Raw genomic sequence first — 15,698 nt, forward strand, 5'->3', positions numbered from 1 at the left:
TTACTTAAATAAACCTTTGGACTGCATTTCCCTTATTGACTGCTGATATTTATCATCCTGAACAGCTTGCAAGTTAACCCAATTTGCAAACTTTTTTATACCTGCTTTAAAATCCACTGCGGGCGTAAAGCCTAAAAGAGATTCAATCTTCTTTAAATCTGCGAAATTATGCCTGATGTCACCTAGACGGTAGTTACCTGATATTGTGACAGGCACCTCCAAAGCATATTCCTCAATTAGGCTATTAGCAACCGTAACCACATCAATTGGTTTTCCTGTACCAACGTTGAATACCTCGCCGTTAGCTTCTTTTTTCTGGATACTTAGTATAGTTGCATCAACTACATCAGAAATATAAACAAAATCTCTTGTTTCCCGACCATCTTCAAAAATATTCAACCCGTTCCCGTTCTTTATACTGGTAGAAAATATCGAGAGAATTCCTGTATATGGATTTGACAAAGATTGACCTGGACCATATACATTCTGGTAACGTAAGGCAACGGGTGCTATGCCAATCGATGGACACACCGTCATAACCAATTGTTCTTGAACCTGCTTAGTAATTCCATAAACCGACGACGGATGGATTTTAGAGTTTTCATCTGTCGCCACTAGCGTCAATGTTGAACATCCTGGAAATTTAACCTCAAAGTCTCCCTTAGACATATCTTCATCCTTTCGATGTTCAGGATACACATCGCCAAGTTCTTTGCTAATGTATTTACCTTCTCCGTAGATAGACCTGGACGAGGCAACTACGACTTTCTCGACTGAATGTTTGTCGTTCGCTAAAATGTCAAGTAATAGCGCAGTTCCACCAATGTTCACATCATTATACTGATGGATTTGATACATTGATTGTCCAGTTCCAGTTTCAGCAGCATAGTGTACTATTATTGAAGCTTGTTCAACGGCATTCTGGAGCTGTTTCCTATCTCTGATATCAGCATGAATAAACTTAACCTTATCCTTGATGTTATTGTATAAGGGAGAGGTCGTATTTGGATCCACTCCATGTATTTGCTTTGATAAATTATCATAAACAATTACCTCATAGCCTAATTCAATTAAGGCAAGGCTTAAATTAGAGCCTATAAAACCGGCACCTCCGGTTATTAAAATTTTCTTTTTCATCAGTTTATCTTAAAACATACTTGATTAAAGGTATTCGACAATCCTTAATTCCGTTCAACAAAGTCGCCTGATGGAGATGTTTTTTTCCATGTGCCAGATTGCAGGCAATATCTTTTAACAATCCTCGCTGGCGCACCAACGATTACAGAAAAGTCAGGGAATGTTCCACCAGCGACACTATTTGCACCTACGACGCAGTGCTTGCCAAGTTTTGTTCCAGGTAGGATGACGGCATTGTTGTATATTTTGCTCCCATCACCAATATAAACAGGCGAAAATTGAATCGGCTGTTTCTCTATAGGGACATCTACGTCATCGTAAGGATGGTTTATGTCGGTTATAGTAACATTTGCACCGATGGCAACGTTCTTTCCAATGTAAATATTTTTAGCACATGTTAAATGTAAATTTTGTTGCACAGTGGAATTGTCATCGAAGCGAATATAAGGAGCAAAGTAATCACCCTCGTAATAATCCACACCTTCAATTCTAGAGTTTGGCCAAATATACACATTATCGCCAATCGAAATGAAACGTGATGTAAAGCGTAAAGGTTTACCAATAAAGACGTTTGAGCCTAGACTTGACATTGTAGGCCTATAAACTAAATTGTTGATTACATACTTGTAAAAAACAAGGTGGACTTTCCTATATAGATTCATTTTTAAAAATTTCATATACCCTATTAATCCGAAACACTTTAAATAAGATAAAAGAATAGGCCATGCAGAGTGCTAGTTTTATTAGAAACCACTTTAAACTTATCTGAGCTTCAAAGTAATAAAAGGAAACAAATGTAATTAAAATAAAGCTCAACAACGCTGTTGCTTCAGGTTTCCAATCCTTCCCTACATATTCCATGCTTCTGTACAAAAACAAGTTCATTACTGAAAATGAAACTGCAGAAGACATTGCAGCTGCCAAAGTTCCAAAATATGGAATTAGGGCTAAGTTGAATACCATGCTGATAATTGAGCCCAGAATCGTTGCCATGCCGACCACCTTTGTTTTTTTTTCAGCAATCAGAATGCCTCCATAAATAACATTTTGTCCTGTCATAATCACCCCAATCATTAAGATCGGAACGAGTAGATAGCCTTGGTGGAAGTTTTTTGAAGTCATGAATTGCAATGCTTCTTGACTAAACAACGCAATCAACAAGGCGCCTAAGTAAATACAAAGGAAAAATGTAGGTTTGGCTTGGTCAATAAAGGAAGAAAAACCTTCAGTGTTATACCGTTTAAAAACCTCTGGCTCAATTGCTTTATATCCACTTTGAATAACTATATTCAATGCAGAACATAGAATAAAAGCCACGTTATAAATACCAATTTCGAAGACTGGAACATACCTTTCTAAGATAATTCGGTCGGAAAAGCTTAGTGCTAAATATGCTAATGCACCTGGCAACAGAGGTAAAGAAAACCTGAGACCGGTTCGAATTTGCACGAAATTGAAATTTAGGGTAACGTGCTTAAGCATTATTCCCCAATAAATAAAAAAGAAGCCCATTAGAGGATACAAGTTTCCTAAGTAGCTTCCAATCAAACCGTCTTTTGAGATTACAACAAAATAGTATGTTAGAACAACTTGGAGAAGAACACGAGTTAAACTCAGTAAAACAAAATTGTTCGCTTGTTGCTTTACGCGAAACATTACAAGAGGAATTACGGAAAAAAGCTCAATGAAATTGTTAATAACCGCAATTTTAAAGTAAGGTTCCCAAGGGATTTGCAAGCCATAATGTCTAATCAATATTGGAACGAAGCAGAATGAAAGTGCAAGCACGCCCACATTAACAAGCATAACAAATAAAAACACGTTCCCTAATAGTCTTTTACGTTCTTCTTCGTTATTTAACTCATAATAGGTGCGGAGCACATAAGAGTTAAGCGACAGTGTACTTAGCACAAAAAGAAACATGATTACTGAATTCGTGTAGCTAAGAATGCCGTAATCTGCTGGACTGAAGTAACGGGTGTAAATTGGCAGAAGCAAAAAGCCAATGATCTTCGGTATGATCTCACCTATCGAATATAATGCGGTCTGCTTAACAATCTTAGACATTATAAATCGATAACTTGTTTGAAGAGGTCTAAATTAAAGCCGGAAAAGAAGTCCTGATTTTTGCCCACGGGCATTAATGGCGCGTTTAGCGCAATGGAAAGTTCTTCAACATTGTCAACAAGATGAACATAAGGATTAGAAAACACGTTCCTATGTCTACGGTAGCTGCTTTGTTTAAGCAAAACAACCTTTCTGCCAGCTTGTAATGCCTCGTAAACTGCCGTAGACTGAATAGTTAAAATTGTGTGACTTAATTCTAGCAATGTATAGATCGTATGTTCATTGGTAACTATTTTGACATTCGGATAATTTCGAAATTCATGCTCAAAATGTGCCTTCTCATGATACTGATTAGGGTGCAGTTTAAAAAAGATTTCACACTCTCCAGGAACACCAACTGATAAGCTAGCAAGCAAAAAGTTAGTTAACTGTATGCCAAAAACATCTGCTGACACAACCGTTATGGCGCCTTCACCGTCTTTTACCGGCGCAATGTTGTTTGAAAAATAATCATTCCCAATCGGGAATAAGTTTACACCAGGCATATACATATTCTTAAACCAGAATGTAGATAAAGAAAATATTACATCCGGAAGAATAATGCTATCATCAGCGTATTGCATTATCGGATAATTATATGCCAAATGGCCCTCATCAACAATCCCGTGCTGAAATTCATAGGTTGCCAGTCCCAGACTTTTTGCCGCAGCAAACAGTCCTTTTTGGATACCGTTCTGCGTTACAAACACTCGTTTAATTTGGTGTTTCCGAAAGAGGTTTGTGAAGAATTGAAAATCGCTGTAGTAATTGTTAACCAACTGTCTTAACGCCTCTGCGCTTAGAGTATTGCCTCCAAAGGCGCCTTGAACTTGACTCACAACACTCGAATAATCAAACTTCGATTTTGACTTAAACAACCGTCGAGCCACTTGCTGTGGAAAGTTATAAATGGAATCTCCTAACAAAGTGTCATCATCAGCAGATAAATAGCTTTCTAAAATGAATCGCTGAGTTTCAGTGAATTGGTTCACAATGGAGATTGCGTTCTGATCGAACAACTTCCTGCCGGTTCTATTCCTGGAGGCTAAAAAAAAGAAATTGTCACATTTCTTTGTATTCTGAGTAAATCTAATGGCGCTAGCAGCCTTTTTCAGAAGCAAACCAACTTTGCTTTTGAACGATTGGGTACGAGGTGGTAACCTTCTATAATCCCACATTAAGTTGATGTAAACATCAAACCTTATCAAGTCCCAAAAATGAGTACCAAGATCATCCTTTAATTCAAATAAATTATTTTCTTTCTCAAACGAAAGAAATTTGCTATGAAAGTCAAATTGCTCCATTAAAGCTCACACATCTTCCAACTCATCAAATTATTGTTTAAGTTTTACATGACTTTCAAGGTAGAGCGAAAGTACATGTTCCATCATGTGATTTTGAGTGAGAATTGCCTCAACGAACTCACGAAATACACCTTCGCCACCATTCTTTTTCAAATCAATACTAGACATTGACTTTATATAAGGAGGAGCACTATTTGGAACCCCCCTCGTACCTACCAGTTTTAGTAACCGAATGTCGTTGATATCATCACCAATGTAAGCGACCTCGTCCCAGCTAAATCTACCAGCAATAATCTTTGATGCACATTCTACCTTATCCTTAATACCTAAATGACAAATATCAACGCCGAGTTTCTGTGCCCTTCTTTTCACAATTTCCGTATCCTCGCCAGTTATAATACCTACCTCAATACCAAGAAGCCTGCAGAACAAGATACCAGCACTATCGGATGTATTGAATTTCTTTAGTTCATTATTAAACTGGTCGTAATACATTCCTCCATCTGTCCAAACACCATCAATATCTGTTAACACTAATTTTGGCAACATATTCAGCAGGGTTCTTTAGGCATTATTAAGAAAGATTATTGTGGTATATTACCTCATTTTCAGGAATGTCAATTGAAACCGTTCTCCCAACAACTTTATCCCGATCACTCCACTTGAAACCATCTCCGGGAGACAGCAGGCAAATGTCAGCTTCCGTAATTACCTGTCCTTTCTGGATAAACTTGTTTGTCGCAATTGAACGCTCAAGTTTGTTCTTTGCAGACACCACACCAGGCTCCATAAAGATGTCTTCAACACCAAATGACTGTTCTAATAAACGAATGTCTCGAACCATTCTATTTACACCATCAGAACCTAATGAACCAGCTTGATCAGTTCCTTTCATTCGGCGATCTATTGTAATGTGCTTTTCAATAATTTGTGCACCCATAGCTACTGCTGCTAATGGAGTAGAAATGCCAATTGTATGATCTGAATACCCAATTCTATATTCTCCATAATGTTTCTGAAGGTACTTGATTGTATTCAAATTAACATTCTCAGGTCGTGTTGGATATTGAGACACACAGTGCAAAATAGAAACATCCGAATGGTATCTCGTCACAGTGTCCAAAGCTTCGTCTAGTTGCTTCTTGTCAGCCATACCTGTCGACAGGATTATGGGAACTTTAGTCTCCGCCATCGCAGCTAACAAAGGTAGATTCGTCAGATCTCTACTTGCAACCTTTAAGTAATCAGGCGTGAAGTATTTGAATATACTCAGACAACCGATAGCACACAATGTCTCGACAAAATCCAAGCCCTTTTCTTTTGCATATTGATAAATTTCGAAGTGTTGCTCATCATTAAGTTCAAGTGCCGCCCGGTGCTCGCCGTAAGTTTTTCCAAACGAATGCTGACTTGTATAAGGCTGATTCATTTGAGAATTCGATAATTCATTCTTGAGATCACGTTTCGTTAATTTTACGGCATCCATTGGCTTCAGTTGCAAATGAAACAAATCTTCCTCAATGGGTCTACCCGCCAAGTCAATGGTCAACTTAGCTATATCTACAGAACCGTTATGATTTTGTCCGATTTCTCCTATAATGTATGTCATTTATTGAATTTTTTGATGTTTTGAAGCATTATTTTTTTATAGTTACCTGTTTCCTCACGGTCTAAATACCCAATCAGTTGGGCAATATCTTCCGAAAAAACTTTGGTATTCTTGTAGATCATTGCCATATTTTTAAAATCTTCTTCACTGTCTACAGTAAATCTTAAGTCCTTTCTAAACCGGACAACATCAGGAGCAGGAATAAATTTTACATTGAAGTTGTTCGCGTTGGTGTAAATATAGTTTGTCACATGCTCCTGATATTGAGGATCACTAGTTTTGTGGGCCACCATTTGCAAAGCACGTAAAGATACGATTTCTGCAAACAAACCCAAATGTGACCTAATAGCGGGAACATCCTGATCAACCAAAAAACTAAGATAATCTATCTCCTCACCGCGTAAATGCTCGCTATTTATGGTATTTAATAAGGTTTCAACTGAACCTATATTTAGAAAAGGGTTATCTGCACAAATACGCAGCAGGTGTGTCAAATTATATTTGTTGCCGACCTCAATAAAGCGATTAAGTACATTATCTTCACTGCCTTGAAAAAAAATACAACCATGTTTTGTGGCAACCTTATGCAACGCTGAATCGGCTGCACTATCAGATGTTGCAAGAATTTTAGGATACTTTTCGAACTCTTTGCTTTTGAATTTCTCCAATATGATATCCAGAATACTGCATCCTTGATGAAAATCAAGCAGCACTTTCCCAGGTAGCCTGCTGGAGCCTGTTCGCGCCTGAATCACGATGCCGACTAAATTATCCATAATATTTTACTCTAATAAATCTTTGATAATGAATCTAAAAGAAAGTGCTCCGATTGATATCAAACTAAAAAGAAACGCACCCAAAATCGCACCTTTTACTCTCCCTAGAGCTACTGCTGGTAATGGAAAATAAGGCTGATCAACCACCTGTATCAAAGGCACTTCTTTTCTTAATGCAATTTTCGATAGCTCAAGATTCTTAAGCAACTCCCCTAGAATGGCTTTGTTTGTTTCTGCAGAAAACTGGGAACGCTGTGCCGGAGCTACACGCTGAACCTGACGCGTGGGATTCAGATTGGGGGTTGCATCAGAAATTGCCGCAGCCGCATATATATCGCCATTCATAACAGCACGTACCGAATCCGTTTTTTGCTGAAGAATACTTACGTTTTCCAAAGATCGCTTACTCTTGGTCTGAATATAAAAATCATTAACGTTTTTGACAATTAGGTCATTGAAATACTTGGCGAAAAATTCATCTTTGGACTTAACCTCTACCTGAATGATGCTAAGGCTCTTGTCTGGTTTACTTACAGTTAAATACTCTTTATTGACCTTAGCAATGATGTTTGATAATATACTATCCTGAACCCGTGCAATTGTGGGACTGAGTTCCTTATTTGAGGAATTGAATTTAAAATCTGAAAGTCGCGGGTCTTCAGACCAGGATTCTCGCAAGTCATTGAAATCAACATACCGGTCAACAAGAAGCATTTTCTCACCATTATATGCTATTTCTGTCAATAACGTTCTCTTGATCATCGTACTCGACTTGTACAGCTCGAGTATATTATCACCATGAAAAATACCTCCTCCGCCTCCGCCAAGATTTACACCAACCATTGAAGCGATACCCGCATACTGAGCCAGACTATTGCCACCGTCTCCACTTTCCAACACAAAAGTAGTTGTTGCCGTATAAACGGGTTCCTTATTGTAAGCATAAACGAAACCTACCAAGGCACCGATTATAGCGACACTAAATAGCACTTTCCACCTAGAGAATAAATAATCAGCAAGGGCCTTAGTCTTGGCTATAATGTCTTTAAGCCGAATATCATTCCCGTCATTCATTTTCCGATGTTCGGAATCATTTACCATTAAAATATAATTTAAACCTGGAAAAAATGCTGCAGCCTCTGGCTATATGCTTCTTTCTCTCACAAAATGTAATGTTCTTACAAGGGCGACAAAGGTAAGCAATTGAGCTAACTATTTCACTATTAATCTTTAAAGCGCCCCATGTTCAGAGCCTACAAAGTTAGGTTAATTAATTTCTGCGAGCGGAATCTTTGCAACGAACACTTCAGATTTACTCTCAAAAGTTGAGTAATAACTTATATACAAATCCTTCTTATCGTAAGCAATACCGCCATAAGCATTATCTCCCCGGCTTGGCACCGTTAAGACATAGGTCACCTCGAAAGATTTAGGGTCAACGCGATACAAGCACGTTTGTAAATTCCTATCTCTATTACTTCTGGTTAAAAGATATAGCTTTCCCGAAGGAAGAAAAAACAATTTCGGGCCTCCAAGTATTAGTTCAGTATTCAGAGGAAAGCTTTTCCACTCCGATAGGTTCTTTTTAAGTGCATACCCAACGTAAGAGGGCAGACTGTAATGGGTTGCCCTGATGGCACAGAAAACTGTGTCTTTCGAGCTCACAATTGAGGCCTCACCAGAACTAAAACTTCCAGTAGGTATTTTCGCGACAGGTGAATAGACACCAAGGGTCTTAGATCTATATAATTTGTTGAAGTCATTCTTAAAGGGCCTATAGCCAACAGAGAACAATTCATTATCTATCTTGGTTATTCCCCAGAGCCACCATGCATCATCTTGTGTGTAGACATTTCTTTCCGTCCATTTTTCCCCATCTTTACTCCATAACATGCCATTTCTAACAACCATTTTAGACCTATTCGACATGCCATATTGAACATACATTACAGAGTCATTGATGTTGATCACTTTAGGATCGCGGAGATCAAAATCTGGATCAGCAATCTTTAGAACTGACTTGAATGTTTTTCCATCCGCACTTTGCAGAATTCTTACCCCCCCATCTTCTGAACCATGCGCACTTCCTTCTCGCAAAACAAGGTAAAATTTCCCTTTGAAAATAGTTAAATCTGTAAACGCATTATGTGAAGCTTCTCCCCAAACCTTATAGTAGTTAATCTTGTTCTGAGATTCTGCTGGCTTTTTGCAGCTTACTAATAGAAGACAGGTTATAATAAAATGCAGGGTTTTTATTTTCATTATAATTTCAATAAAAATTGAATTTGCTGGGCGCATAGAGAAAGTTGAAGAAGAATTTACTAAGGAATTATTTGTATAACAGTGCTTTGAATTTGATCATCAAGTATAGCATAATTAATGGAATAATTATCAGCAGCACGAGGGACAAAAACGACATAGTTGATTTTATAATAACTATAATGATAAATGTTTGAATTAAAGCATAACAAGATGACACAATGAGTTGTGGAACTCTTCGTTCATTTGCGAGTATTTGATAGCAATGGAGTCGATGTGCTGCGAATATATTTTGACCCAAGAGTAGTCGATGAACTATTGTAAGTACAGTATCGATACCATAAACGGCAAGAAATAAGATATATTTATAATCTCCTGATTCGATTATTAAGGAGAATAGCAAAAACACAATCCAAAAAGCCATAGTGATACTCCCCACATCTCCTGCAAAACACTTCGCTTTTTTTCTGAAATTGAAAACTAGAAAGACGAGATTGGCTAAAATAGGAAGCCAAATCATATCGTTTTCAATGAAATGAATCGATGTTGTATTCACACACTGTAAGCCAATTAAAACAACTAAACTGTATCCCCCTGTTATCCCATTAATCCCGTCCATGAAATTATATGCATTTACAATCCCAATTGTTATTACATACAGAAGTAACACAACTGCTATTGGAAATAGCTCAAAAACACCTAAATAAGAAAAGATTAAAGTAGCCCCTGTAAGATGAAATATTAATCGTAAGCTGCTTGATAGAGTGAACTTGTCATCAATAAAGCTAATGATACCAACAATTATTAAAGCTGATACAGGCACCCAAAACTTAGTATGAAGCAAACCGGCGGTAAGCGCTGCAATCAGGAATATTATCCCTCCACCCCGTATGGTTAATTCGGAATGAGAACTACGTTCATTCGGCCTGTCTACAATATTGAAATGTGCTGCTATTCGAAAATAGAAGAGCATGGAAGCCAGGTATATTGACGCAATTATTAAATAAATCATAATATCTGGTCTATTTTAGTCAATACCGCAGAGGGATTCCATTTAAGGACGTCAACTGCTTTGCGATTGTCAAAGGTTAGCGTAGACGTAAGTTTTCTCAATTTTGCTGTATCTATCGGAAAACGACTACCAAGAAGGTCGCCAAAGTTAGCAAGTAACTTTGCTGCAAAAATAGGGATAGTATAAGGCACAGGTTTTCGTAAATTAAAGGAGATAGCTTGTGCGAGCTCGCTTAAACTAGGATGGTACCCATCTGTTAGATTATAGACCCCGCCTACCCCTACCAGGGTAGGAATAACTGAGCAAATGTCTTCTGCCCATACGATGCTCTTACGAGCGTCGGCTTTTCCTATGCTCAGATATCGGCCAGACTTAATGGCACTAATCATTGCTCCTAAATTACCAGGAGGATTGAAGCCGGCGATTAGGGGCAGGCGTAGAATACTTAATTGCACATTATTGCGCTGTGCCCATGCAGCAAGCCAATTCTCAGCATCAATCTTTGATTTAGCATAGGGAGTTTCTCCTTTCAGGGGAGCATTCTCATCAATCAATAAACCTTCATCTAAACCATATACAGCTACAGTACTGATGAAGATAAAAGACTTAATTTTGGATTGATTAACCTCTAGCATCTTACATAGATTTTTTGTACCTATGAAGTTTACCAATCTAAATTCTTCGGCATCTTTTGAATTTTTTGGAATAACATGTGCTTTCCCCGCTGCATGTATTACCACATCTAGATCAGCAGAAAAATCTACTTTTGAATCCATTTCACAAAGGTTAGTCTGAATGTCATTACCTTCTTGTCTTCCTAAAGTTACAACCCTATACTTTTTCTCTTTCAAAGTTGATACTAAAATTGAGCCTAAAAAGCCAGATGCACCGGTAATCAGTACTTTCATTTTCTTCTTTTATTTAGATTTTTCGCGTTCCAATATCTTTGACAGGAAACGTGCTATTGTCAATTAGAAATCCTGATATAGATTCCGGAAAGTACTCCTAAGCCCCAAAATAATGGACTTAGTCTGCTGGGTAAAGTCTACGGATCTCTCATTTCTGTATACCCCCCCCAATTCTAGCCTTAAGTTATATTTAGGGTTCAGCAAATAAGCCACTTTCGCTTCCAGAAAGTAAAGATCTGTCTTCAATCCCTGCCCAGTAAAGTTATCGTAATTCCTAACCCTGTCAGTATAAGGCAAGAAAATGTTTGAACCATAATTCTGCCCTGATGGATCTAAGCCATATCTGACATAAGTCGCCTGCCCTTGAAAATCAAACCTGTTATAGGTATAATTAACTATGCCTAAGAACTCTCTGAAGTTTGCGCCAAGAGGATGCGCCAAAGGCTGACTCATACCAGAATAACTTGTCAAACGTTGAAAATGTGAGTATGTATATGGCCTGGCTGTATTAAATTCTGCCAGGTAATTTAAACTATTCACCTTGAATAAATCAGATCCCCTAACCCCTAGCTGTATGGCGTATTTGTTAGCCCAATACCCCTTTCCGGCGAAAAACTCCTTGGCTGTAAATTCGTCAATCATAAACTGGCCATATAATGCAGTCTTTTCAAATAGCTCGTACTTGACATTTGTACCTAAACGCATCTTGTCTGGCGATGAAGTATTTGCACCCTCTATCGGCCTTAAGAATACGAATGGATGAATATAGTTAAAGTCGAAGCCGCGTTTACCCTCAGGCTCTGCATCTGCCCAGGTAACAGCCTGAAAGAGCCCAATTGACAAGCGATTGTTTACATTCCAATCCAGATAGTGCATGGCGTTCCATTTACCTCTGGAGCCCAGCCGGCGGTCACTAGTTAGATGTGGCACTTGATTGTCAATCATATAAGAAAAGATCGTCTGGTATTGTACATTGCCTACCGTCGCTCTAATCCTTGCAAACGAGTAATTAGCCGCCACATCAGACAACAACATGGAGCGGTAGCCGTCACCAATAAAGTTCTTATCATAACCAAGTGCCAGGTTAAGATACTTATTTGGTGTATAAGATACTAATGCTGAAACATATGCCCAATCTTTAGTCTTGCCGTCTAACTTTCCTGACATCTCACTCGGCACAACTTCATTGGTATTGATAAATCTGGTGAGATAATTGGCGAATTGAGCTTGGTTCTCATAACCACTGGTGTAAAAAGAAAACTTCTTTCCAATTGTGCCGCCTAGCTGATAACCCCTTGTATTCTTCCAGGTGCCTTGACCATCTTGAAACTCCCGTCCAATCTGAAAGTCTGGGAGGAAGTCTGCATAAATATTATAATCTTCCGACTTGAAGTTTAACAAATGCTCATCTGTGATTTTCCTTCTAAGCCATTTATGATAAACATTGCTGTCCGTACCAAGGCGCATCAATTCATCATACCGGCCTACGAGCAATGTATCATCCGCGTAATAACTTCGAACGGAACTATGCATTCTTGTATTCACATCATAAACCTGCATATTCAGCTTTTGATAAAACTGGTAAGAATAGGGCAGGTTTACATTCGGTGTTTCAGTTTGTGCATAGCTCCTGTAACTGCATACGATGTACAGCAGCACAAGACATAATTTACCAAGGTGATAGTGGTTTATTTTCGTTTTCAATTTACTCAACGGTTACAGATTTAGCAAGATTTCTTGGTTGGTCCACATTACATCCACGCAATACTGCGATATGGTACGAGAGTAATTGCAAAGGAATTGTCGCAAGCAGCGGTAGAAAAGCTTCGCTTGCATCCGGAATTTCAATTACATAATCAGCCATCGCACGTACGGTTTGGTCCCCCTCCGTAACAATAGCAAGCACGATACCCTTTCTGGCTTTAACCTCCTGAATGTTACTGATCACCTTTTCATATGAAGAATTTTTAGTTGCAATAACCACCACTGGCATCTCTTCATCAATGAGCGCTATCGGACCATGTTTCATTTCCGCAGCAGGATAACCTTCCGCATGGATGTATGAAATTTCCTTTAATTTCAACGCACCCTCAAGGGCTACTGGGAATCCACTTCCACGACCTAAAAACAAGCAATTCCTCGAATCCTTGAAACGTGTCGAAATTTCACGGATCATGTCATCTGCGGCTAATGCCTGCTGTATCTTTTCAGGGATCAAATCTAACTCCGTTAACAACTCTACTAATTTCGAGTTTTGAACGGTTCCACGCTGTTGCGCCATAAAGAATGCGATAAGCGTCAAGACAGTCACTTGTGCCGTGAATGCTTTTGTTGAAGCTACGCCAATTTCCGGACCAGCGTGGGTATAAGCGCCTGCATGGGTGATCCTTGGTATGGATGCACCAACCACATTACACACCCCAAAGATCGTAGCACCTTTTTCCTTCGCCATTTCGATGGCAGCCATCGTATCAGCGGTTTCCCCTGACTGTGAAATGGCAATCACGATATCTTTCTCCGTGATGATCGGATTACGGTACCGGAACTCCGAAGCATACTCAACTTCTACCGGAATTCTCGCATACTCTTCAATCAGGTATTCTCCAACCAAACCTGCATGCCAGGAAGTTCCACAGGCAATAATGATGATCCGGTCTATATTCTTGAACTTTTCCGCATATTCCTGCAATCCGCCAAGCTGCACCCGTCCTTCGTTCGGATAAATACGGCCACGCAGGCAGTCGCGAATGGATCGTGGCTGCTCATAGATCTCTTTAAGCATGAAATGCTCGTAACCACCTTTCTCCAGCATCTCCAGCTTCATCTCCAACTCCTGGATATAAGGTGTCTGCTCCACATTGTCGAGCCTTTTAATCACCAGCTCATCACGCTTTAAAAACGCGATCTCGTTATCTTTCAGGTAAATGACGTTTTTAGTATATTCAACAATTGGTGTGGCATCCGAAGCAATGAAGTATTCACCTACGCCTACGCCAATAACCATGGGACTGCCCTTTCTGGCAGCAATCAGTTGATCCGGATTATTTTTATCCATGACCACGATGGCATAAGCGCCGCTAACTTCATGTAGCGCTAAACGAACCGCTTCCAATAGGTCATTATTCTCGTTTTTGTAAATTTCTTCTATAAGGTGTACCAGAACTTCAGTGTCGGTATCACTATTAAAAGTATGTCCGCGTTCCAGTAGTTCTTCTTTTATGGTGGCATAATTTTCAATTATCCCGTTGTGAATAATACTCAGCTGACCATCATTAGACGTATGTGGGTGGGAGTTACGGTCCGATGGCGCACCGTGGGTAGCCCAGCGTGTGTGACCTATGCCGACGCTGCCCGTTTGGTCTTTCTCCGCAGCAAAGCTTTCCAATTCAGCAACCTTGCCTGCTTTTTTATAAATATTTAATCCACTTTCACCGATCAAAGCGATACCTGCACTATCATATCCACGGTATTCTAATCTTTTAAGGCCTTTTATTACAATTGGCCAGGCTTCACGGAAGCCAATGTACCCTACAATTCCACACATAAAAATGAGATAATTAAAAAACGTTAATCGAACCAAAGGTAAATTAATTCCTTAAAATACCCTCGGGCAAATTAATGCCCTCGGGACTTTCCCAAAAGCCAGCCCCATGGTAATTTCATGTGAACCGTTCAGGCTACTTCCCAGATCGCTTGTCACATAGTCATAAGAATATCCAATTCTGAACCGCTCGGTAATAAAAACCTGTGCAATACCCGAAACCGAGTTATCCTTACTCAATCCTTTAAAGTCTTTCTTCCACAAACTCATGCCTGTCCTGTAGGAGGCGCCAATCCAGATCCGGTCATTAAAGATCATCATCGCATTTAAATCCGCACTCGTAGGCCCCCTAAAATCTTCTTTTAACAAAATACTGGGGCGGATCCGTAAGCCTTGGGATAAATTAATTAATCCTCCTGCCATAAAATAGGCATGCCGGCTCCTGTCGATATTCAAGTCTGTTTGTGAAGGATCGACTACATCATTTACCCGGGAAAAAACATTCATCACAGACAAGCCCAGGTATAAGTAGTTCGAATTATAGAAAGCGCCAACCCTGAAATCCGGAACAAAGGAATGCTCCCTTCCTGTTGGCAGTGCCTGGTCATTATCATCAATGGTGTTCAATAGATCTCCTCTTAAGGTGTATTGAGCCATGCCCGCGGCGATCCCAAAGCTTAATCTCCTATTGTCCTGAGGGTCTAGCTGCAGCCGGTAAGCATAGTTCAATGTTGCAGTCGTCACAGATTGGGGACCGAGTTTATCAGCGGCAATCTGGACGCCGAGTCCCATCTTTCGATCCCTCGGATCAAGGATACCATCTAAAGACACCGTTCCGGTTTGTGGTGCGCCTTCTACACCGACCCATTGTTTACGCAAGCCCATCTGTGCAAACCACTCCTCTTTGTAGCCCGCATATGCCGGATTTACACTTAAGCTGTTAAATATGTATTGGCTGAATTGGATCGTCTGCTGGGCCTGGCTTTCCCGGGCAATGCCAAGTAAAAAGCTGATGATGGCCAGAATAAGTTTTATATGTTTCATTA

14 protein-coding genes are annotated in these 15,698 nt (G+C 39.5%); all 14 read right to left on the reverse strand.

Translation table 11 applies throughout. The features are described 5' to 3' along the window. Positions 1 to 1,137: an SDR family NAD(P)-dependent oxidoreductase gene (locus tag AC5WJX_RS06655; RefSeq protein WP_494483876.1), complete on the reverse strand. Its 1,137-nt coding sequence runs from the start codon at positions 1,135 to 1,137 to the stop codon at positions 1 to 3. 44 nt (positions 1,138 to 1,181) lie between these two features. Continuing rightward, positions 1,182 to 1,814, reverse strand: a complete 633-nt coding sequence (locus AC5WJX_RS06660; protein ID WP_494483877.1) for an acyltransferase — start codon at positions 1,812 to 1,814, stop codon at positions 1,182 to 1,184. Continuing rightward, the gene (locus tag AC5WJX_RS06665; protein WP_494483878.1) at positions 1,786 to 3,204 is read right to left on the reverse strand and encodes a lipopolysaccharide biosynthesis protein; all 1,419 of its coding nucleotides are present in this window, start codon (positions 3,202 to 3,204) and stop codon (positions 1,786 to 1,788) included. The genes AC5WJX_RS06660 and AC5WJX_RS06665 overlap by 29 nt, the downstream gene beginning before the upstream one ends. Then, positions 3,204 to 4,547, reverse strand: a complete 1,344-nt coding sequence (locus AC5WJX_RS06670) for a capsular polysaccharide export protein, LipB/KpsS family (RefSeq protein ID WP_494483879.1) — start codon at positions 4,545 to 4,547, stop codon at positions 3,204 to 3,206. Before AC5WJX_RS06670 ends, AC5WJX_RS06665 begins: the two co-directional genes overlap by 1 nt. Positions 4,548 to 4,577: 30 nt before the next feature. Continuing rightward, positions 4,578 to 5,096, reverse strand: a complete 519-nt coding sequence (locus AC5WJX_RS06675; RefSeq protein WP_494483880.1) for a 3-deoxy-D-glycero-D-galacto-nonulopyranosonate 9-phosphatase — start codon at positions 5,094 to 5,096, stop codon at positions 4,578 to 4,580. 25 nt (positions 5,097 to 5,121) lie between these two features. After that, a complete protein-coding gene (locus tag AC5WJX_RS06680; RefSeq protein ID WP_494483881.1) occupies positions 5,122 to 6,156 on the reverse strand; it encodes an N-acetylneuraminate synthase family protein in 1,035 nt (344 codons plus the stop codon). Further along, complete coding sequence (locus tag AC5WJX_RS06685; protein ID WP_494483882.1) at positions 6,153 to 6,932, reverse strand: cytidylyltransferase domain-containing protein; 780 nt, start codon at positions 6,930 to 6,932, stop codon at positions 6,153 to 6,155. Before AC5WJX_RS06685 ends, AC5WJX_RS06680 begins: the two co-directional genes overlap by 4 nt. A gap of 6 nt (positions 6,933 to 6,938) precedes the next feature. Next, positions 6,939 to 8,033 (reverse strand): Wzz/FepE/Etk N-terminal domain-containing protein, encoded by a 1,095-nt coding sequence (locus tag AC5WJX_RS06690; protein ID WP_494483883.1) that lies wholly within the window; start codon positions 8,031 to 8,033, stop codon positions 6,939 to 6,941. A gap of 165 nt (positions 8,034 to 8,198) precedes the next feature. Then, positions 8,199 to 9,194, reverse strand: a complete 996-nt coding sequence (locus AC5WJX_RS06695) for a hypothetical protein (RefSeq protein ID WP_494483884.1) — start codon at positions 9,192 to 9,194, stop codon at positions 8,199 to 8,201. Between the two features lie 67 nt (positions 9,195 to 9,261). Next, positions 9,262 to 10,164 (reverse strand): MraY family glycosyltransferase, encoded by a 903-nt coding sequence (locus tag AC5WJX_RS06700; protein ID WP_494483885.1) that lies wholly within the window; start codon positions 10,162 to 10,164, stop codon positions 9,262 to 9,264. 35 nt (positions 10,165 to 10,199) lie between these two features. Continuing rightward, positions 10,200 to 11,111 (reverse strand): NAD-dependent epimerase/dehydratase family protein, encoded by a 912-nt coding sequence (locus tag AC5WJX_RS06705; RefSeq protein ID WP_494483886.1) that lies wholly within the window; start codon positions 11,109 to 11,111, stop codon positions 10,200 to 10,202. Between the two features lie 63 nt (positions 11,112 to 11,174). Then, on the reverse strand, positions 11,175 to 12,815 hold the full coding sequence (locus AC5WJX_RS06710; protein ID WP_494483887.1) for a gliding motility protein RemB: 1,641 nt from the start codon (positions 12,813 to 12,815) through the stop codon (positions 11,175 to 11,177). Position 12,816: 1 nt separating this feature from the next. After that, a complete protein-coding gene (gene glmS, locus AC5WJX_RS06715) occupies positions 12,817 to 14,655 on the reverse strand; it encodes a glutamine--fructose-6-phosphate transaminase (isomerizing) (RefSeq protein ID WP_494483888.1) in 1,839 nt (612 codons plus the stop codon). Positions 14,656 to 14,706: 51 nt separating this feature from the next. After that, a complete protein-coding gene (locus AC5WJX_RS06720) occupies positions 14,707 to 15,696 on the reverse strand; it encodes a PorP/SprF family type IX secretion system membrane protein (RefSeq protein ID WP_494483889.1) in 990 nt (329 codons plus the stop codon). Positions 15,697 to 15,698: the final 2 nt, after the last annotated feature.

It is taken from the genome of Pedobacter sp. NEAU-ZC8 (genome assembly GCF_059278965.1).

What these genes read in the sequence shown, in the direction of transcription:
- glmS (WP_494483888.1), bottom strand. Translation starts at nt 14,655, where the DNA reads ATGTGTGGAATTGTAGGGTACATTGGCTTCCGTGAAGCCTGGCCAATT.
- AC5WJX_RS06685 (WP_494483882.1), bottom strand. Translation starts at nt 6,932, where the DNA reads ATGGATAATTTAGTCGGCATCGTGATTCAGGCGCGAACAGGCTCCAGC.
- AC5WJX_RS06655 (WP_494483876.1), bottom strand. Translation starts at nt 1,137, where the DNA reads ATGAAAAAGAAAATTTTAATAACCGGAGGTGCCGGTTTTATAGGCTCT.
- AC5WJX_RS06705 (WP_494483886.1), bottom strand. Translation starts at nt 11,111, where the DNA reads ATGAAAGTACTGATTACCGGTGCATCTGGCTTTTTAGGCTCAATTTTA.
- AC5WJX_RS06670 (WP_494483879.1), bottom strand. Translation starts at nt 4,547, where the DNA reads ATGGAGCAATTTGACTTTCATAGCAAATTTCTTTCGTTTGAGAAAGAA.
- AC5WJX_RS06665 (WP_494483878.1), bottom strand. Translation starts at nt 3,204, where the DNA reads ATGTCTAAGATTGTTAAGCAGACCGCATTATATTCGATAGGTGAGATC.
- AC5WJX_RS06720 (WP_494483889.1), bottom strand. Translation starts at nt 15,696, where the DNA reads ATGAAACATATAAAACTTATTCTGGCCATCATCAGCTTTTTACTTGGC.
- AC5WJX_RS06680 (WP_494483881.1), bottom strand. Translation starts at nt 6,156, where the DNA reads ATGACATACATTATAGGAGAAATCGGACAAAATCATAACGGTTCTGTA.
- AC5WJX_RS06690 (WP_494483883.1), bottom strand. Translation starts at nt 8,033, where the DNA reads ATGGTAAATGATTCCGAACATCGGAAAATGAATGACGGGAATGATATT.
- AC5WJX_RS06700 (WP_494483885.1), bottom strand. Translation starts at nt 10,164, where the DNA reads ATGCTCTTCTATTTTCGAATAGCAGCACATTTCAATATTGTAGACAGG.
- AC5WJX_RS06675 (WP_494483880.1), bottom strand. Translation starts at nt 5,096, where the DNA reads ATGTTGCCAAAATTAGTGTTAACAGATATTGATGGTGTTTGGACAGAT.
- AC5WJX_RS06660 (WP_494483877.1), bottom strand. Translation starts at nt 1,814, where the DNA reads ATGAAATTTTTAAAAATGAATCTATATAGGAAAGTCCACCTTGTTTTT.
- AC5WJX_RS06695 (WP_494483884.1), bottom strand. Translation starts at nt 9,194, where the DNA reads ATGAAAATAAAAACCCTGCATTTTATTATAACCTGTCTTCTATTAGTA.